Source organism: Pelagovum pacificum (genome assembly GCF_016134045.1).
Taxonomy (GTDB): Bacteria; Pseudomonadota; Alphaproteobacteria; order Rhodobacterales; family Rhodobacteraceae; genus Oceanicola; species Oceanicola pacificus_A.
The window spans coordinates 3,845,317-3,864,250 of sequence record NZ_CP065915.1 but is presented as its reverse complement, the minus strand read 5'-3'; the positions used below and the strand labels follow the sequence as shown (position 1 = coordinate 3,864,250).

The following is an 18,934-nucleotide window of genomic DNA, read 5'->3' as shown; positions in this document are numbered from 1 at the left end:
TCGGGGGGAGGAACCGGATCACCGACATTCCGTGAGTGGAACGTCTGAATACACGTAATCCCTTATGGCCGAGTTGCACGCAGCCGCGCGAAGATCCGCCAGACGCGCGACCTGCGTCGGCTTCGGACCGCTGTCGCGAAAGACCTGACGGCCGGTCGCCGACCGTGCACAGCCCGTCAGATCTTGTGTGCCTCAAGGGTCCGGTAATAGGGCAGCGCCTCTTCCATCAGGGCGGCAGCATCGCCTTCGAGCTCCGGCAGCGGCCCTTCGGCGCCGGCGAACCCGGTGCTCTTGTGGATCGCGCCGTACCAGTGAGAGGCCCATATCCCGTCAGAGGGGTGCCCACCCTCGGACCACGACAACATAGCTGGGTCGAACTCCAGCCCGATCGCATTGCAGAGCCGCGCCAGCGTGGCGCGCGGGCTCTTGCGGATGTCGGCGCTGTCGACCACGACACCGCCCACCTTTTTGTAGACCTCGACCTGTTGCCGGAAGCCGATGTCGTCCTGCGTGACTCCGGTCCGTTTCGCCCCGTAGGAGGCGACGACCCGCGCCGGATGGCGCAGCAGGTGGATGTTGGTGCAGCTCTCCGCCCAGTCCATCGGGAATTCCGGTAACATATGGAGCGCCATATGTTTCATGTAGAAGTTCGCCTTCCCCTCCGGGATCGTCCCCTTGCACATCGCCCCGACGAGGTTTGGGTCGGGCTCATGGCTCGCAATGATCTCGTCCCGCATCGGGTGGGGAATGCCGGTATGAAGCAGGTAGGCCGCGTAGAAAGGCTCGTCCCACACAGCGAAATCGGGCCGGCTGGCGAAGGAATACATCATCGCGGTCGACAGGTTCCGCGGTCCTGACCAGCAGGCGATCTTCATCTGGGGCTCCCGGTTGCGGCGGTCCGGCGAACGCTATGTCCTGGGCGGAAATGTTCCAAGATATAAAGAGGACGTGACCTCACGACCGGGTGTGTTGCCGGATCGCATTGCGCGGCAGAGGGTTGCGCCAACTGGAGGTATCAAGATGAACAGTCTCAAGAGTTGCGTCAAAACCATCGCCCTGGTCGGCGCCATCGCGGCCGGCATGGCCCTCACCGGCGGCAAGGCCCGCGCCCAGGACCAGGGCGTGCTCACCGTGGCCGGCGGCTGCTTCTGGTGCGTCGAAGCGGACTTCGAAAAGGTCCAAGGCGTCAGCGAGGCCGTGTCCGGCTATACTGGCGGCACGACCGAGAACCCGACCTACCGGGAAGTGAGCCGTGGCGGCACCGGCCACTACGAGGCGGTCGAGATCATGTACGACCCCTCCGTCGTCGACCGCCGCCAGCTACTGGACCTGTTCTTCCGCTCGATCGACCCGACAGACGCGGGCGGCCAGTTCTGCGACCGTGGCGAGAGCTACCGCACGGCTGTCTTCGTCGGCTCCGAAGAAGAGCGCCAGGTCGCCGAAGCCGCCAAGGCCGCGGCGGAGGAAGAACTCGGGCAGGAGATCGTCACGCCGATCCTCGATCTGCAGCCGTTCTACATCGCCGAGGACAAGCACCAGGATTACTACAAGGGCTCCAACCTGATCCTGACCCGCGGCGGCCCGAAGCGTCAGTCCGAGGCATACGACTTCTACCGCGAAGGCTGCGGCCGCGACGCCCGGATCGAAGAACTCTGGGGCAGCGACGCCCCGTTCCTGCCGGCGTCGTAAGTCGCATCGATATGCACTGGGTGCCAAAATAGCGAAGTGCGCAAGTGCGAGCGACTAAGCGTTGCGAGAACAGAACGTATTTGCTATATTCGGGATCGAAAACAACGATCAGCAGCGTGGCTTTTCGTATCCAGCAAGGGCTCGTGTGGTTGCCGCCGCGCGAGCCTTTTCAGTTTGTCTCCAGCGTCACGACATCTCCGCTCGCTGCGTCGGCATCGGCGGCGTCGTGGGTGACCAGCAGGACGGGCAGCTGGCGGGCGCGGGCGCGGGTGAAGACCAGGTCCCTGACACGGTCGCGCAGGGCCGCGTCGAGGCGCGAGAACGGTTCGTCGAGGAGCAGCGCAGCCGGTTCCGACAGCAGCATCCGCATCAGGGCGATCCGGGACCTCTGACCACCCGACAGGGTCGCCGGGTCGCGCAGGCCGTAACCGGCGAGGTCGACTTCGGCGAGGGCTTCCTCGATCCGCTGCCGTCGGTCGGGGCCGGGGCGCAGGCCGAAGGCGAGGTTCTGGGCAACCGACATGTGCGGGAACAGCAGGTCGTCCTGTAGCAGGATGCCGATGCGGCGGCGCTCGGGCGGCAGGTCGGTCACGTCCGTGCCGTTCAGCAGCACCCGGCCCTCCGCCTCGAACGCGCGGGACAGGGTGCCGGTGACGAAGGCCAGCAACGTCGACTTGCCGGAGCCGGACGGCCCCATGATCGTGAGCACGTCGCCGGGTCCGACTGTCCGGTCGACAGCGACGAGGGTCTCCCCCTTGCGCGTGATCCGCACTTGGTCGAGCGTCAGTCCCTCAGACATCGGCCAGCCCCCTCCGGTTGCGCCAGACGATGGCGGGAAGGCCGAGCGCGAGCGCGAAGGGCAGGAACGCGGCCAGCGTCTGCATCAGGCCCCAGACACCGATCGCGCGGCGGTCGCCGCCGGATGACAGGGCAACGGCTTCGGTGGTCAGGGTCTGCACGCGGCCTCCTCCGGTCAGCAGGGTCGGCAGATACTGCCCGACGGAGACGGCAAAGCCCACCGCACCCGCCGTCAGAACCGAGCGGAGCAGCATCGGCAACCGCACGCGCCAGAGGATGCGTCCCGGCCCCGCTCCGAGCGCGGCCGCAACGGTTGCCTGCCGCGTGTCCCACGCATGAAACGGCGTCTGCAGCGACAGGTAGACATAGGGCAGCACGAAGACGAGGTGCGCCGCGATCACCGGCAACAGGCCCCGGTCCAGCGACAGGTTCAACAGCATGATCTGAAGCCCCGGCAGGAAGGCGGTCTGCGGGATCAGCAGCGGCAGGTAGAGGATGACGATACTGCGCCCCATGCGCACTTCGTTGCGATGCTCCGCCTCGAGGCAGGCGATGGTCAGGGCGAGTGCGATGAGCGTTGCGGTCCCTGCGATCAGGACCGTGCTGCCGAGCGTGTGGAGCGCCTCCGGACCATGCCGCATCCAGCTTATGAGGGTCGGTGCTTCCGGCAGGGCGGAGGGAAAGCTCCACCTTGCCGCGAAGGACCAGACAAGAAGCGAGATCAGACCGAGGATCACTGCCAGCGCCGCTGAGGTGCCGAGGATGAGGCCGAGACCGCGCAGGGGCGCGTCGAAGCGACCGCGCGTGCCGGCCTCGACCCATCGCTGCCAGATCATGGCGGCGACAAGCTCGCCAACGCGCCAAAGACCGATCGCCGCGACGACGAGGGCAAGTTGCAGGAGCGCGGCCGCCGCCGCCTGGAGCCGGTAGGTCAGGTCGGGGTCTGCCATCCAACGCACGATCTGCACCGACAGGGTCGGCGGCGTGTTCGGACCAAGGATCATCGCCACGTCGACCGTCGACATCGAGTAGGCGAGCGTGACGTAGACCGGTAGCCGGATCTGGGCATAGAGCCGGGGGTAGACCGCCTTCAGAAATCCGGTGACCCGCCCGTAGCCAAGCGCGGTCGAGACGAGGCGGCTTTGCGCGGGTTGCGCTTGCGGCAGGGCCGCGAGTGACATCAGCAGCAGGAACGGCGCCTCCTTCGCGATCAGCCCGAGGATCAGCGCGATGCCCCACGGATCCTGCGGGATCAGCAGGTCGGGCGGCTTGTCCCAGCCCGTCAGCCACGGCGACAGGGCCCGCGCGATCCAGCCCGATGGCGCGATCAGGAAGGCCAGCCCGAAGGCCGCCGCGGCGTGCGGCAGCGCCAGGAGCGGGGACAAGGTCCGTTGCAACAGGGCGAAAGTCCGCGTTCCGGTCCAGCCGGCCAGAACCAGCGTCGCCACCAGAAGCGCGCCGGCGGTCGAGATGATCCCAGTGAAGGCCGACAGCCAAACCGCGCCCGGCAGACCGCGCCAATCGAACAGGCGACCAAAGGCGGCAAGCGACAGTCCGTCCCCCTCGGCGCCGGGCAACATGCCGAAGGCGGGGAGGATCGTGCACCACAGTCCGACGGCGACTGGCCCCAGCAGGGCCAGCACCATCAGGGCCGGGACGAGTGGCGGAAGACGCCGCCGCGGCGACATATCAGTCCGCGACGCCGTAGCGCTCCTGCCAGTCGTCAGCGAGTGCGGTTGCCCAGCTCGGGTGCGGCTCGTCCTGGACGGTGCCGAGCTCTTCCGGCGGCAGGGTCGCCATGCCGAGCTGGATCATCTCAAACGCCTGCCGGTCTTCTTCATCCAGCGTCGACAGGTCGAGGACCGTGCCGTAGCCAAGCACTTCGGGATCCTGCGCCCGCGCCTGCGCCTCGGGCGACAGGATGAAGTTGGCCAACACCATCGCGCCGGCCTTGCTGCCGGAATTGTAGGGGATGGCGAGGAAGGAGGCGTTGCCGATGGTTCCGTCGTCCAGAACGAAGGTCCGCACTGTCTCGGGCAGCTGGAAGTTGGCGATGGCGGTCGAGGCCTCCCCCGGCGAGAAGGAAATGGCGAGGTCGATTTCCTCGTCGTTCATCAGCTGAAGCTGCCGGGGCCCGGTGTCGGGATAGGCCCGCCCTTCCCGCCAGAGGACCGGCGTCAGAGCGTCGAGATACTCCCAGAGCGGCGCGGTGACAGCCTCGTAATCGACTGCGTCCACAGGCTCCGACAGGACAGCGGGATCGTCGACCAGTTCGATCAGTGCCTGTTTCAGGAACGTGGTGCCGAGGAAGTCCGGCGGCTGGGGATAGGTGAACCGACCCGGATTCGCTTCTGCCCAGGTGAGGATCTCTTCCATGGAGCCGAGCGGCTCTTCGAGGTCGGCGGTGTCGTGCATGAAGACGACCTGCGCCATCGCCCACGGGGACTCGTAGCCTTCAGTGGGAACGGTAAAGTCGGTCTGCACGGTCTTGCCGTCGACATCGACATATTGCCAGTTCGGCAGGTCCTCGGCGAAGGGGCCAAACAGAAGCTCCTGCTCTTTCATGGAAGCGAAGTTCGCGCCGTTGATCCAGATGAGATCGACCGCGCCGTCAGCGTCCTCGCCCGCTTCACGCTCCGCCAGCACGCGGGTGACAGCGTCGGCAGTGTCGGTGAGTTTCACTTGCTCGACCGTGACGCCGTACTCTTCCGACAACCGCTCACCGGTCCAGGCGATGAAGTCGTTGGTCGTGGTCGACCCGCCCCAGGCGTACCAGTAGACGGTCTGCCCCTCGGCCTCGGCCAGCACGGCATCCCAGTCGGCGGGATCGGGGTCGGCGAAAGCGGGGGTCGCGATGAGCGCGGCGATGACGACAGCACGCATGTTCTTGTCCTTTCAGGCGGTGAAGACCCTGCTGGCGCCGTAGACGCGCAGGGTCGCAGTAACGAAACAGAGGCCACCGAAGACCCACGCGAGCGCCGGGAAGGCGTCCGGGAACAGGCAGATGGCGACGAAGAAACCGATCGTCTCCGCGCCCTCCAGCAGGCCGTTGGAGTAGTAGAGCGTCTTTTGCCCCTGGGCTGAGGTCTCGATCCCTTTCTTCTCGGCGAGGATCGCGTAGCCGAGGAAGCTGCTGCCGTTGACGTAGAAACTGGCGAGCACGAACGCCCCGGCCAGTCCGTTCGCGTCAGGGTCATGCAGCACGAAGGCGAGCGGGATGATCCCGTAGAAGGCGAAGTCGGCGACAATGTCGAGGTAGCCGCCGAACGCGGTCTTCTGCGACGCCCGCGCAATCGCCCCGTCGAGACCGTCCGACAATCGCGATACCAGCACGATCACCAGGGCGAGGCCAAAAGCCCCGGCCCAGATCGCCGGCACCGCGAGGATGCCGATCCCGAGCCCGGCGAGCGTGACGGCATTCGCGCTGATCCCACGGTCGGCCATCCTCCGGCCAAGCCGGTTGAGTGGCGGGTCGATGATCTTGCGAAAAGCGGCGTCCAGCATGGTGCGACAAGTCGTGCACCATGGCTGCGCTTTCGTCCATCGGCCAAACGCGAACGTGAGGCGCCGAAGCATTTCGCCCCGCCCGTCGAGGGACGGGGCGAACAGGTCAGTCGCTGGACCGCAGATACCCCGCATAGACCCAGCCGCGCAGGCTGCCCCACGAGACGTCGCACCACCGGGTCGAGATCATCTGCGTCCGCTGGGCCCGGTTCGCCTGATCGTAGGCGATCTGGTCCATCTCGGGGGTGCAGCCGCCCGCCTCGACCAGAATGCCCTGCGCGGTTGGCGGCAGTTCTCCGACGACGGCATAGCCCGTTCCGGGCCCGGTGCGGACATTCAGGGTGTCATTCGAGGCGACACGCTGCACGGCGAAACGGTCGGCCCAGACGCCGAAACCGGGCACATCACCCTCCATCGGCTCGTCCGACGGCTCTGCCGGGCCGGAATTCGGCGCATCAGCGACATAGTTGAAGCGCAGCGTATCGGGCGCGGTGCCGGTGATCTGGCAGGCATCGTTCACCACGGGCTTCTGACCCGTCATCGTCACCTCGATATTGTTCGAAGCGATCGGCCCTTCGACGTAGTAGCTGTAAGGACCGCAAGCCCCGGTGAAGATCCGGGCGCGGCCTTCCATCCGGTTGCCGACGCGGGTGCCCTCGAACAGCAGGGTGCCCTGCCGGACGCCGACGCCGCTCAGCCCGCTGCGCGGTTGGTAATACCAGATCACGCGGCGATCACCGGGGCCGCTTTCCCACCCCATCGACGAGTTGTTGTGATTCCAGAGCGAAATGCCCGAGCCACCCGCAACCGGCCGCCACGAACTGACATCGTAAGTCACCGGATCGACCCGAACCGGGGCGAGCGGGTTTGGTTCATTCATGCTGTAGACCATCTCCTCGAGGTCGATCAGCGCGGCGCTGCACTTGGCGTCCGTGCGTTCTCCTCCGAAGGCGAGGCCGTTGATCGTGTAGATGCCACGGATCTGCTGCACCATCTCGGTGTCGGCGGAGGCGTTCAACTCCGCGGTCACCGCGTCGAGCTCGAGGCAACTCGCCGGGTCGGACGGCGCGGCGCGATTGACGAGTGTGACAGGCAGGAAAGAGCCGTTGTGGATGATGGAGCCCGAAAGGCCGCCGCCAGACTCGACCGCGGAAAGCTGCACCGTCGCGCTGCCGCCGGCGGAGAAGTCGCTCCGCATAACCAGCTGCATGGAGTTACCGACCGTCGTGCCCGACAGCACCGACACGGACGACGCCCCGCCCGGTTGGAAGTCATCTGTCGTCGTACCCGACCCGGTCACGTCGCCCGCGCCGTCGTCAAAAAGTTCGAGCCACATGATCTGCGGGCCGGAGCCGTTCAGCACGACTTCCCAAGCGCCGGAGAACCGGCCTTCGGCCATGGCCTGAAGGGGAAACAAAAGGAGTGAAAAGAGCAGGAATAGTGGTCTGGGAAACATGGATCGGCTCCGTCATGCAAAATTGCTTTTCAGGAATTTAATCCGCACGCGCGCCGTTCACCAAGACTGGTTTTCCCTACATCGCCGCCGCCTGTATTGTTCTTCAGTCACAGCGGGTCCGGTCAATATCCGGTGCGCACCAACTTGTGACACTCGACATGAATATTTTTGATGTTTAGCTGTCGAGCATGCCGCACGATCACAGCCACCATCACCATCATCACGAAGTCCCCGAAGGCGATGGGCGGCTTGCGCTTGCGGTGGCCGGCAACCTCGGCCTGACGGTCGCGCAGATCGTCGGTGGTATCTTCTCGGGCTCGCTCGCACTGATCGCCGACGCGCTGCACAACCTGTCGGACGCGATGGCGCTCGTCATCGCCTTTGCCGCCCGCAAGATCGCGCGGCGTCCGGCGGACAAGGACATGACCTTCGGGTACGCGCGGGCCGAAACGGTCGCGGCGCTGATCAACTACACCACACTGATCGTCCTGGGCCTCTACCTCGCCTACGAAGCAGTCATGCGCTTCTTCTCGCCGGAGCCGGTGGCAGGCTGGGCCGTGGTCATCATCGCGGGCATCGCGCTGGTCATCGACCTGGCGACCGCCGCGCTGACCTACGCGATGTCGAAGTCGAGCCAGAACATCCGCGCCGCCTTCCTGCACAACGTGGCCGACGCGGCAGGGTCCGTCGCGGTGATCCTTTCGGGCACGCTCATCATCATGTTCGGCTGGATGTGGATCGACCCGGTCATCACGCTGCTGATCTCGGCCTACATCCTTTGGATGTCGTTCTCCGAGATCGGCGAAGTGATCCGCGTCCTGATGCTGGGCAAACCCACCGGGATCGACACCGGCAAGGTCATCGCCGAGATCGCCGGCGTGTCCGGGGTGCGCGACGTGCACCATGTCCACCTCTGGCAGGTCGAGGAACGGCTCGCCGGGTTCGAGGCGCACGTGGTCATCGCGAATGGCCGCTGGGCCGACGCGGACGCGATCAAGTCCAAGATCAAGTCACGCCTGCACGACCGTTTCGGGATCGAGCATTCGACGCTGGAACTGGAATGCGCGGTACACGCCTGCTCCGGCGCGCCGGTCCTCGGTCACGCCTGAGCGCGCTGCGCCTTCGGCTCGTCCGACGGCGTCTCGGCCCAGCCATGTCCCGTCCGGTAGAATGACGCGCTTTCGCGCTTCTCGAAAGTCGGGCTTTCGCCGGCCGAATAGACGTCGATATGGATCAACCCGGGCTCTGCCTCGATCAGGTTGAAGGTGTTCGCCTCGCCTCGCAACCGCGTCGACAGCCCCGTACCGGCCTGAACGAACAACAGGCCCGGCGCATTGGTAAACGGCGCGGCGGAGGCATTGTGCAGATGCCCCGACAGGACGAGGTCGGTTCCGCAGGCCTCGAGACGCCGAAGCGCCTCGTTCGATCCCTGCATCAGTCGTTTGTCGACATCGGGCCCGTGCTCGAGCGGATGGTGCATCACCGCGATCCGGGTGCGGCGCTCGACCCCGTCGAAGGCACGGCAGACGCGATCGACCGTATGGCGCCCGATCTTGCCGCGTTGCCACGAGAAGCGGTTCACCGTGTTTACCCCGACGATCACGACTGAATTGTCGGAGAAGGTCGGCTCCAGCTCCCGGTCGATGGCGGCACGATAACGCGCCCACGGGCGCACGAAACGGACCCACAGGTTGTCGAGCGGCGTGTCATGATTGCCGGGCACCGCGATGACGCGCGGGCCGATCCGCTCGACGAAGCGCCGCGCTTCTTCGTATTGCGAGACGCGGGCGCGCTGGGTGAAATCGCCCGAGATCACGACGAGATCGGGGTCGATCTCTTCCAGCTTGGCGAGGAGCGGGTCTTCCAGTTCGGGCCTGTCCCGGCCGAAATGCAGGTCAGAGAGATGGACGATCCGGCTCATGCCGGTCCTTCTTCAGGGATCATGATCAGCAAATCCTCGTCGGACATTCGGAAATTGAACGGGCTCTCTTCGAGCCGCTTTTCGCCATCGAACGCGAGCAGCGCCTTGCGACGGCGGGTGGCGATGTCGAGGGTCTTTGCCTCGATCACGTCGTAGTCCCGGCCGCTGCGCACGGTGCGCATGACCAGCCGCCAAGACAACTTGAACAGGTCGAGGCGGCTTTCGGCGTTCGCGACCAGAACGGCGAAGGCGTCGTGTGAAATCGCAGGCTCGCCCTCGAGCCCAAACCGCTCCAGCTGGAAGGCGGAGCGCGACACGAAGACCAGCGCGGTGCGCTGGGTCGTCTTCTTGCCGTCGGCGTCGATCTCGAGGTGCATGGGCCTTTGGAAGCGGAAGAACGTCTTGGCGACCGACCAGTGCGCCATCAGCCGCAAGCGGCCCCACCGTTTGTACACCGTCTCCCGCTCGCGCAGGATCGACGGATAGATGCCGAGGCTGGCATTGTTCAGGAAGACCTGTCCGTTCACCATGCCGACCCGGATCGCATGCGGCGCGCCCTTCAGGATCTGCCGCGCCGCTTCCTCGGGTTCTTCCGACAGGCCAAGGCCACGGGCAAAATAGTTGAAAGTGCCGAGGGGTAGCGCACCCATCGGCACACCGGTCCCGACCATGGCACCAGCGATCGCCATCGTGGTGCCATCGCCCCCCGCCGAGACGATCAGGTCCGCGCCGTCGTCGATCAGCCGGCGGACCAGTTCAGCGATGTCTTCTTTCGGGTCCCAGCGAACAAGCTCCGTCTCTGCGCCGAACACATCCAGCGCGGCGTCGATCGCCTCCTTGTCACGGGAATTGCGCCCCGACCCGGGGTTCGCGATGACCCGCACCTTGCGCGCGGTGAAGTGGTCCGTTGTCTCTGCAAGACCGGCATTCGCCATGATGCGTCCCCTGACATATCCAGTGTCTGAACGCAGTCAGTCGGGAAAGAGTTGCGAGGATTCGCGATTTCGACCGTACTCCCCGGGTGGGGTCGGGGGCGATGCCCCCGACGCCGTCAATAGACGCCCGGCAGCGGTCCGGGACGCAGCGACGGCAGGACCGTCACCTTCGCGTGGTGGGCCACCCGCTCGTTCAGGTCGATCACGTCCTGGTCCAGCATCCGGATACAGCCCGACGACACGGCCTGCCCCAGATACTCCGGCTCGCAGGCGCCGTGGATGCGATAGAGCGTGTCCTGCCCGTTCTGAAACAGGTAGAGCGCCCGCGCCCCGAGCGGGTTGCCCGGCCCGCCGTCCATGCCGCCATTGGCGACCGAGTAGGGTTCGAGGTCGGGCCGGCGGGCGATCATCTCGTCCGGAACTTTCCAGCGCGGCCACTCGCGGGCGAACTGCACGACCGCTTCGCCATGCCAGCCACGCCCCTGCGCACCGGTCCCGACGCCGTAACGCAGGGCGCGACCGTCCTGCAGCATGAAGTGCAGGAACCCCGCATCGGGGTCGATCACGATCGACCCCGGCGCATGGCCTCTGAACGGGCTGTCGACCTCCTGCATCCAGAGGTTCTCGGGCACGACCCCTTCGGGAATCGCGGGCACCGGGAACGGTTCGTCGGTGATGGCGCCATAGCGCGCTGGGAGCGGCGGAATGACAGGCTCCGGCGGGGGTGCGTCGGTCTGCTGGAACGCCATCGCCGGTTGTGGCTCCGGCGTCCGAGTACAGGCGGAAACGGCAGCAGCCGAGGCTGCGCCAAGAAAAGTGCGTCTGGTGAACATGTGTCTGGTCCTTTGACTGTCTGATCTGACGGGCGAGGGATCAGACAGGTCTCGGGGGCCTCCGCGGCGGGGCCTGGCCGGGATCGGACAGGAACCTTCCGGTCGCCGGCAGGAGCACGGCGACCTCGTCGGGCACGCAGGGCAGGTCGACGTCGGACGGCAGCGCCCGGTCGGGCCAGCAGATCGAGGCGGGCAGTGAGGTGCTGCGACAATGTTTCAGGAGCGCAAGGACCGTGCCGCCATCCTCTGGCGAAGTCGCCGAAATGGATGGCCCATCAGTCGCCGGCAGTCGCGCGGAGAAGGCCCCGAGGGGCAGCATCGCGAAACAGAGCGCGACGACGACGAAAAGGCGGGATGCGATGCGCATGGCGGCAAGTGTGCCCGTGCGGGGTGCCCCGTCCAGACCCGGACGGAACACATGGGCGTGAGGAGGCGGGCCGCGACGGCCCGCCTCCGTCCCGATCAGAACGGGCTGTCGGGGAAGTAGTAGTCTTCCGCGTTGTCCGGCGTGATGAGCACGGAGCCGATGGTGAAGGTGCCGGAGACCGGAGCCGACGAGGTCATGCCGACAGCCGTCATCTCGATCGCGGTGGCGATCATCGCCGGCGGGTAGGTCACGTTGGCGGGGATCATCTCGTCGCCTTCCATCGTGCGCTGGATCATCTCCTTCATGCCGGCACCGCCGAGCACGAACTGGATGTCGTCGCGGCCGGCTGCGTCGATGGCAGCCAGAACGCCGACGGCCATGTCGTCATCCGAAGCCCACACAGCGTCGATTTCCGGATACTTCGACAGGAAGTCCTGCATCACGGTGAAGCTGTCGTCGCGGTTCCAGTTGCCGTGCTCCATCTCGAGCACTTCGATGCCGGAGCCCTCGATCGCGGCCTCGAACCCTTCGACACGCATGTTGTCGATGGTCGTCGGGATGCCGCGCAGGCCGACGATCTTGGCGCCTTCCTCGAGATTGGCGGCCATGTATTCACCGGACACCTGTCCGAAGCCGGAGTTGTCACCGGCGACATACAGGTCCTCGATCCCCTCTTCCGACAGGCCACGGTCGACGACTGTCACCCAGACGCCGCTGTCGGCGACGGACTTCACCGGGCCGGTCAGCGGCTCGGATTCGAAGGGAAGCACGACGAGCGCGGAGATGTTGCGCGTCGCGACCATGTCCTCGATGTCGGACACCTGTTCAGCCGGGTCACCGGCGGTGGCCAGCACGAAGTCGAGCTCGGGATAGACTTCTTCCAGTCGATCCACGGCTTCCTGCGCGTGGTAGTTCATGCCGCCGGCCCAGCCGTGCGTGGCCGCCGGGATCGAGACACCGATCACGGTGGTGTCCTGGGCGAACGCGGGCGCGGCGAGAAGCGCGAGCACGCTGGCCGTTGCAAGATGTTTCATGGGTTACCTCCTCCATTAACAACCATGATGCGGGGGTTTACCCCTCCGCAGTCTTCCCTCGCTGCAGGATCACAGCGAGAATGATGATGATCCCCTGGATCGCGCCGTTCAGGTACGGCGACACGAAGTCCGTGAGGTTCAGGATATTGCCGATCAGGGACAGGATCAGCACACCGACAACGGTGCCCCAGACCCGGCCGAAGCCACCCTTCAGCATGGTGCCGCCGATGATGACGGCGGCGATCGCTTCGAGCTCCCACAACACGCCGGTCGAGGCCGATGCGGAGCCGAGGCGCGGCACGTACATGATCGTCGCCACCCCCACGAGCAGGCCAAGCAGGATGTAGGTCATGATCCGCACCCGGTTCACGTCGATCGAGGAATAGCGCGCGACCTGGTCGTTCGACCCCAACGCGGCACAATAGCGCCCGAAGGTCGTCTTGCGCATGATGACCTCACCGATGATCGCGACGATCGCGAAGACGATGATCGGCCAGCTGATCCCCAGAAGCCCGTCGTAATAGACCGGCCGGTAGGTCTGCCGCAGCCCGAAGTCGAGCGACAGCGTCCCCCCGTCCGCCAGCCACGTGACGAGCGAGCGGTAGATGCCCATCGTGCCGAGCGTGACGATGAAGGCTTCGATCCGCATGTTCGTTATGAGAAACCCGTTCAGGAACCCAGCCCCGAGCCCCGCGATCAGCGCGGCGACCATCCCGACGAGGATGATCGGCACCCCCTGCCCCATCGACGGCAGCAGCCAGTTCATCACGAGGATCATCAGACCCGCGATGAAGGCCGCCATCGACCCGACCGACAGATCGAGCCCGCCGGCCGTGATGACGAAGGTCATGCCGACCGCGATGATCCCGATGAAGGCCGAGCGTGCGAGCACGTTCGTGATGTTGGCGTAGCTCAGGAAGTTGCTGTTCATCAGCGCCCCGACCACCACAAGCACGAGCAGCGCGATCAGCGGGCCCAGCGCATGCAGGTCGAGCCCCCGGCGGGCGGGAGCGGGCGTTGCAGTGTCGGATGCGCTCATGGGGAGGCCTCTTCGATCTTGTGTTCCAGCCCCATGGCGAGGCGGACGATGGCGTCTTCGGACTTGTCCGCGCCGGAGACTTCGCCGGCGATGCGGCCCTGCCGCATGACCAGCACCCGGTCGGATAGGCCGATGACCTCGGTCATTTCGGAACTGATGACGATGATCGACACGCCTTTGGCGGCGAGGTCGTGAATGAAATCGTAGATCTGCTGCTTCGTGCCAATGTCGATGCCGCGCGTCGGCTCGTCGATGATGACGATGCGCGGATCGGCCAGCATGATCTTGGCGATCAGCAGCTTCTGCTGGTTGCCGCCCGACAGGTTGCCGGCGTTCATCCGCTTCTGCGGGGCGCGGATGTCGAAATCGGAAATCGCCTTGTCCAGCGCCTCCACCTCTTCCGCGTCGTTCAGGAACGGCTTGGCGAACCGCGGAAGGGACTGAAGCGTCAGGTTCTCCTTCAGCCCCATGTTGAGGACGAGGCCCCGACCTTTCCGGTCCTCCGTCAGGTAGACGAGCCCCAGCCGCTGTGCGTCGCGGGGCGAGGAGATGCGAACGGATTTGCCGTCGATCTCGACTGCGCCGCTATGGGTGCGCAGGCCGACGAGGCCCTCCATCGCTTCCGTCCGGCCGGAGCCGATCAACCCGGCAATGCCGAGGATCTCGCTCTTGCGGAGGTCGAAGGACACGCCTTTCGCGTAGCCGGGCACCGTCAGGTCCTTCACCGACAGCGCGACATCGTCGCCGATGCTGGTCGCGCGTTCCGGGAACAGGTCGGACAATTCGCGGCCGACCATACCCTCTGCCATCTGGTCTTCGCTCATCTCCGACGTTGGGCCGGAATGTACCACGCGACCGTCCCGCATGATCGTCAGCCGGTCGGAGATGCGCTTCACCTCGTCGAGCTTGTGACTGGTGAACAGGATCGCGACGCCGTCCGCCTTCAGGCGTTCGATCTGCTCGAACAGCACCTCGGACTCGCGGCTGGTGAGCACGGCCGTCGGTTCGTCCATGATGAGCACGCGGGCGTTGCGCAGCAGCGCCTTCGCGATTTCAACCATCTGCTTGTCGGGGGTCGAGATGTCCCGAACCCGCGCTCTCGGATCGACCCGGCAGTGCAGCCGCTCAAGCAGCGACACCGTCTCCGACCGCATCCGCGCCTTGTCGAGGAACATGCCCTTCCGAAGCTCATGGCCGAGGAAGATGTTCTCCTCGACCGTCAGTTGCTCGGCAAGGTTGAACTCCTGGTGGATCAGTACGACGCCTTCGGCTTCGGCCTGCTGGCTGTTGCGGAAGCGATGCGGCGTACCGGCGAGGCTGACCGTTCCCGACGTGGGGGACAGGTAGCCGGACATGATCTTCATGGTGGTGGATTTGCCCGCGCCGTTCTCACCGATCAGCGCATGGACTTCGCCCGGCCGCATGTCGAGCGACACGCCGAACAGCACCTGAACCGGGCCAAAGCTCCGGTCGATGGCGTCAAGAGACAGCACGGGCCCCGATTTCTCGGCACCTTTCCCGATGTTCGACATAAGTCCTCCTCGCGCCACACCGTTAGCGGTAGCGCCGAGGCTGTCAATGCCCGTCTGAGGTCAGTCGTCGACGGTCATGGGAAGGGTGATGGCAATACCGTGCCCGCCGGTGTCGAGCGTCAGACGCTCGAGCTCGCCGCCGAGCTGGTTCACCGCGGAGTCGATGATCCGCAGGCCGAGTCCCGGGGTCGCCTCGTCATCCATGCCGACGCCGTTGTCGATGCAGACCAGCCGATAATCATCCGCGTCCCGTTCGCAGCGGATCGTGACCTCGCCGTCCTGTCCGTCCGGGAAGGCGTGCTTCACGGCATTGGCGACGACTTCGTTCAGGATCACGGCACAGGCCGTCGCGGTCCGCGAATGAACCCGCGCCTTCACCGGATCAAGCTTGATGCGGATGTTGTCCGGCGTGTTGTTCTGCAGCAGCCGGGTCACCCGGGAGAGGTAGTTGCCGAGGTCGATCAGCGAGTCCGTGCCGGACTGGTAGAGCGCCTCGTGCAGTGCCGCGACAGTCTCGATCCGGCTGCGCAGGGTCGAAAGCGCAAGCTTCGTCTCCTCCTCCTTGGCGTCGAGGCCGAGCAACCGGGCGTAGGAGGCGATCGACTGGAGCGAGTTCTTCACCCGGTGGTCGACTTCCTTCTGCTGGACCTCGGCAAGGCGCAGCGCCCGCTTGCCTTCCATCCGTGCGACGACCTGGTCGGCGAGGATGCGGAGGGTCGTCTTCTGCAGGTCCGTCAGGGTGCGCGGCTTGTAGTCGAGAATACAGAGCGTGCCGAGCGGCAGTCCGGACGACGTGATCAGTGGCGCACCGGCATAGAACCGCAGGTTCGGGTCGCCGACGCAGATCGGATTGTCGAGCGTCCGCTCGTCCTTCAGCGTGTCCGGAATTTCGAAGATGTCGGACTGTTGGATCGCATGGGCGCAGATCGACCGGTCGAGGTCCGTCTCCGGTTCGCCGAGCCCCTGCTCCGACTTGAACCACTGACGACCCTCGGCGACGAGGCTGATAAGCCCGACCGGCGCTTCGCAGATCCGGGTTGCGAGGCCGACGATATCGTCGAACGCCACGTCCTGGGGCGTGTCGAGGATGTCATACGACGCCAGCTCTTCGAGCCTCTTGGATTCCTGTGGGTGTTCGTCAGCACGCATAATGAGAAAGGCCGGATCGAAATTTAGAGGTCATTCCTAGACCAAGGACATAGCAGTTCAAGCGGTATCGCCGCCGGGAGCGAGGAAACGCCGGAACAGAAGGTCAAGATGCGGCCCGGCGCCGTCGAATGGGTCTGTATTGCCGCGTACCGCACGTATTTGCACGTCGAAATCCGCGTAATGCTGAGTCAGCGCCCAGACCGAGAAGATCAGGTGCGTCGGGTCGAGCGCCGCGATCCGCCCTTCCGACACCCACCTCTGGATCACGGACGACGCGTGATCGACCATGTCGCGCAGCTCTCCTTCGAGCGCGCCGAGGATGTGGGGCGCGCCTTGCAGGACCTCGTTGGCGAACAGGCGGCTCTCACGCGGGTAGTCGCGGGACAGGGCGAGCTTGCGGTCCACGTAGAGAAGCAGTTCCTCCATCGGGTCGCCCTCGGGGTCGAGCGCCTGCAGCGGCGCGAGCCAGATCGACAGCAACTCTTCCAGCAGGGCAGTGTAGATCGCCTCTTTCGACGGAAAGTAATACAGCAGGTTCGGCTTCGACAGCCCGGCCCCGCTGGCGATCCGGTCGAGGGTCGCACCGCGAAAGCCCGCTTCGGAAAACGCTTCGAGCCCCGCGTCGAGGATCGCTTCCCTGTTCTTCTTCTGGATCCGGGTCTCGGCGGTCATATCTATCCGTATCGCGAGGGCCACTGCCGACCAACTGTGCATTTGCCCGTCGAGCGGGCACTTCGGGGCCGCTGACAGCCTCCGCCGCCTTGACTGACCTTTCGGCTCTGGTAGCGTCAGTTTGACCAGATGGTCAAATCAGAAGGTGCGCCGGGTCCGAGGCGCACCAGCCATGCCGACAGGAGAGAGCATGCCTGCAGCCCCCGCCGCGAACCTCACGATCAATGGCGACAGGCTCTGGGACAGCCTCATGGAGATGGCGAAGATCGGCCCCGGCATTGCCGGCGGCAACAACCGACAGACCCTCACGGATGCCGATGCGGAAGGCCGCGCGCTGTTCCAGACATGGTGCGAGGACGCGGGCTGCACGATGGGCCTCGACCAGATGGGCAACATGTTCGCCCGGCGCGACGGCACCGATCCGGACGCGCTGCCGGTCTATGTAGGCTCGCACCTCGACACGCAGCCGACCGGCGGCAAGTACGACGGCGTGCTCGGTGTGCTCGGCGCGCTCGAGATCATCCGCTCGCTCAATGACCTGAACATCAAGACGAAGCACCCGATCGTCGTGACCAACTGGACGAACGAGGAAGGCACCCGCTTCGCCCCGGCCATGCTGTCGTCCGGCGTCTTTGCCGGCGTTCACACGCAGGACTGGGCCTATGACCGCACCGACGCGGACGGCAAGGCCTTCGGGTCTGAACTGGAACGTATCGGCTGGAAGGGCGACGAGGAGGTCGGCGCGCGCAAGATGCACGCGTTCTTCGAGTTGCACATCGAACAGGGCCCGATCCTCGAGGCCGAGAAGACCGACATCGGCGTGGTCACTCACGGTCAGGGCCTCAGCTGGACGCAGGTCACGATCACCGGGAAGGAGGCGCACACCGGCTCCACTCCGATGCCGATGCGCAAGAACGCCGGCCTCGGCATGGCCCGCGTGCTGGAGCGGGTCGACGCGATCGCGTGGAGCCACAAGCCCCACGCCGTGGGCGCGGCGGGCCAGATCAATGTCTATCCCAACAGCCGCAACGTGATCCCGGGCAAGGCGGTCTTCACCGTCGACTTCCGCTCGCCCGAGCTGGAGGTGATCGAGGACATGGAGCGCCGCCTCCGCGAGGAAGCGACCGAGATTTGCGAGCAGATGGGCCTCTCGGTCGAGTTCGAGAAGGTCGGCGGCTTCGATCCGGTGGAGTTCGACGCCGGCTGCGTGACCGCCGTCCGCAACGCGGCGGATCGGCTCGGCTACAGCCACATGAACCTGATTTCCGGCGCCGGCCACGACGCCTGCTGGATCAACCAGGTCGCTCCGACGGCGATGGTGATGTGTCCCTGCGTCGACGGCCTGTCCCACAACGAGGCCGAGGAGATCAGCAAGGACTGGGCCAAGGCCGGGGCCGACGTGCTGTTCCACGCGGTCGTCGAGACGGCGGAGATCGTCGAGTGAAGTGGCTCGCGCCGCTCACTCTGCTCGCGGCCTGCGCGACAGAGGCGGTAGTGCCGGTCGATGTGCCCGACGTTGTCCGCGCGAACCTGCCCGAGGGCGTCCCGATCAGCGACACGCTGCAACTCAATGACGGATGCTGGGCCTATTACTACCAGATCGACGTTATCCTCTCGATCGAGGGACCGTCTGGCCAGAGGATCTGTACATGACCATTCAGCTTCAGAACCGCGACTTCAAGGCACCGCGACCCGTCGCGCTGATACCGGCGTGAGGGTCTTCGGCCTCCTCCTTCTTCCGCTCGGATTGGCCGCGTGTCAGCCCGATCCTTCCATGCCGGTGGAGCCTGTTCCCGCCGGTATACTCGAGGAGCTGCCGCCGGGCGTTTCGCCCTCCGAAGTCTACAGCCGCTCATCGGAGCCTCCGGGCGGTCCCTGCTATTTCTACAGGAACGACCGCGGCGAAGAGGTGCTGCTGAACTGCATTATGTAAGAAGGCGACGTCATTGATGAAAAAAGTCATTCTACTGCTACCGCTGCTTCTCGCAGCCGCTTGTAGCCCGCC

The 18,934-nt window shown here is 65.5% G+C and carries 19 protein-coding genes; 4 read left to right on the top strand and 15 right to left on the bottom strand.

All coding sequences use genetic code 11. The annotated features are described in order from the left end of the window. Positions 1 to 176: 176 nt before the first annotated feature. Positions 177 to 875, bottom strand: a complete 699-nt coding sequence (locus I8N54_RS19005; RefSeq protein WP_140194974.1) for a sulfotransferase-like domain-containing protein — start codon at positions 873 to 875, stop codon at positions 177 to 179. A 145-nt stretch (positions 876 to 1,020) separates the two neighbouring features. Between I8N54_RS19005 and msrA the strand changes: the two genes are divergently transcribed. Further along, positions 1,021 to 1,689, top strand: coding sequence for a peptide-methionine (S)-S-oxide reductase MsrA (gene msrA, locus I8N54_RS19000; protein ID WP_140194976.1), 669 nt, complete (start codon positions 1,021 to 1,023; stop codon positions 1,687 to 1,689). 169 nt (positions 1,690 to 1,858) lie between these two features. Here the strand turns inward: msrA and I8N54_RS18995 are convergent, their stop codons facing one another. The 5 genes from I8N54_RS18995 to I8N54_RS18975 all read right to left on the bottom strand — a co-directional run bounded on the left by I8N54_RS18995 (position 1,859) and on the right by I8N54_RS18975 (position 7,447). Then, entirely contained in the window at positions 1,859 to 2,488 is a 630-nt protein-coding gene (locus tag I8N54_RS18995; RefSeq protein ID WP_140194978.1) for an ATP-binding cassette domain-containing protein, read from the bottom strand. Beyond that, positions 2,481 to 4,175 (bottom strand): ABC transporter permease, encoded by a 1,695-nt coding sequence (locus I8N54_RS18990; protein WP_140194980.1) that lies wholly within the window; start codon positions 4,173 to 4,175, stop codon positions 2,481 to 2,483. Before I8N54_RS18990 ends, I8N54_RS18995 begins: the two co-directional genes overlap by 8 nt. 1 nt (position 4,176) lies before the next feature. Next, entirely contained in the window at positions 4,177 to 5,370 is a 1,194-nt protein-coding gene (locus tag I8N54_RS18985; RefSeq protein WP_140194982.1) for an ABC transporter substrate-binding protein, read from the bottom strand. Positions 5,371 to 5,382: 12 nt separating this feature from the next. Beyond that, the gene (locus I8N54_RS18980; protein ID WP_140194984.1) at positions 5,383 to 5,991 is read right to left on the bottom strand and encodes a CDP-alcohol phosphatidyltransferase family protein; all 609 of its coding nucleotides are present in this window, start codon (positions 5,989 to 5,991) and stop codon (positions 5,383 to 5,385) included. A 106-nt stretch (positions 5,992 to 6,097) separates the two neighbouring features. Then, positions 6,098 to 7,447: an SH3 domain-containing protein gene (locus I8N54_RS18975; RefSeq protein ID WP_140194986.1), complete on the bottom strand. Its 1,350-nt coding sequence runs from the start codon at positions 7,445 to 7,447 to the stop codon at positions 6,098 to 6,100. Positions 7,448 to 7,635: 188 nt separating this feature from the next. On the opposite strand from I8N54_RS18975, the gene I8N54_RS18970 reads away from it, so the two are divergent. Then, positions 7,636 to 8,556 carry a cation diffusion facilitator family transporter gene (locus I8N54_RS18970; protein ID WP_140194988.1) on the top strand — a complete coding sequence of 307 codons (921 nt, stop codon included), beginning with the start codon at positions 7,636 to 7,638 and terminating at the stop codon, positions 8,554 to 8,556. Here I8N54_RS18970 and I8N54_RS18965 read toward each other — a convergent pair. The 9 genes from I8N54_RS18965 to I8N54_RS18925 form a co-directional block, all read right to left on the bottom strand. After that, complete coding sequence (locus I8N54_RS18965) at positions 8,547 to 9,368, bottom strand: metallophosphoesterase family protein (RefSeq protein WP_140194990.1); 822 nt, start codon at positions 9,366 to 9,368, stop codon at positions 8,547 to 8,549. The genes I8N54_RS18970 and I8N54_RS18965 overlap by 10 nt on opposite strands. Continuing rightward, a complete protein-coding gene (locus I8N54_RS18960) occupies positions 9,365 to 10,303 on the bottom strand; it encodes a diacylglycerol/lipid kinase family protein (protein ID WP_140194992.1) in 939 nt (312 codons plus the stop codon). Before I8N54_RS18960 ends, I8N54_RS18965 begins: the two co-directional genes overlap by 4 nt. A gap of 116 nt (positions 10,304 to 10,419) precedes the next feature. Continuing rightward, positions 10,420 to 11,136, bottom strand: coding sequence for a L,D-transpeptidase (locus I8N54_RS20315; RefSeq protein ID WP_140194994.1), 717 nt, complete (start codon positions 11,134 to 11,136; stop codon positions 10,420 to 10,422). A gap of 40 nt (positions 11,137 to 11,176) precedes the next feature. Beyond that, positions 11,177 to 11,503, bottom strand: coding sequence for a hypothetical protein (locus tag I8N54_RS18950; protein WP_140194996.1), 327 nt, complete (start codon positions 11,501 to 11,503; stop codon positions 11,177 to 11,179). A 95-nt stretch (positions 11,504 to 11,598) separates the two neighbouring features. Continuing rightward, the gene (locus tag I8N54_RS18945) at positions 11,599 to 12,537 is read right to left on the bottom strand and encodes an ABC transporter substrate-binding protein (RefSeq protein WP_140194998.1); all 939 of its coding nucleotides are present in this window, start codon (positions 12,535 to 12,537) and stop codon (positions 11,599 to 11,601) included. Between the two features lie 37 nt (positions 12,538 to 12,574). Beyond that, on the bottom strand, positions 12,575 to 13,576 hold the full coding sequence (locus I8N54_RS18940) for an ABC transporter permease (RefSeq protein ID WP_140195000.1): 1,002 nt from the start codon (positions 13,574 to 13,576) through the stop codon (positions 12,575 to 12,577). Continuing rightward, a complete protein-coding gene (locus I8N54_RS18935) occupies positions 13,573 to 15,108 on the bottom strand; it encodes a sugar ABC transporter ATP-binding protein (protein WP_140195002.1) in 1,536 nt (511 codons plus the stop codon). The genes I8N54_RS18940 and I8N54_RS18935 overlap by 4 nt, the downstream gene beginning before the upstream one ends. 60 nt (positions 15,109 to 15,168) lie before the next feature. Continuing rightward, positions 15,169 to 16,257: a histidine kinase dimerization/phosphoacceptor domain -containing protein gene (locus I8N54_RS18930; RefSeq protein ID WP_140195004.1), complete on the bottom strand. Its 1,089-nt coding sequence runs from the start codon at positions 16,255 to 16,257 to the stop codon at positions 15,169 to 15,171. A gap of 57 nt (positions 16,258 to 16,314) precedes the next feature. Beyond that, entirely contained in the window at positions 16,315 to 16,929 is a 615-nt protein-coding gene (locus I8N54_RS18925) for a TetR family transcriptional regulator C-terminal domain-containing protein (RefSeq protein ID WP_140195006.1), read from the bottom strand. A gap of 190 nt (positions 16,930 to 17,119) precedes the next feature. Between I8N54_RS18925 and I8N54_RS18920 the strand changes: the two genes are divergently transcribed. After that, the gene (locus tag I8N54_RS18920; protein WP_140195008.1) at positions 17,120 to 18,373 is read left to right on the top strand and encodes a Zn-dependent hydrolase; all 1,254 of its coding nucleotides are present in this window, start codon (positions 17,120 to 17,122) and stop codon (positions 18,371 to 18,373) included. Continuing rightward, a complete protein-coding gene (locus I8N54_RS18915; protein WP_140195010.1) occupies positions 18,370 to 18,582 on the top strand; it encodes a hypothetical protein in 213 nt (70 codons plus the stop codon). Before I8N54_RS18920 ends, I8N54_RS18915 begins: the two co-directional genes overlap by 4 nt. The last annotated feature ends 352 nt before the right edge of the window (positions 18,583 to 18,934 follow it).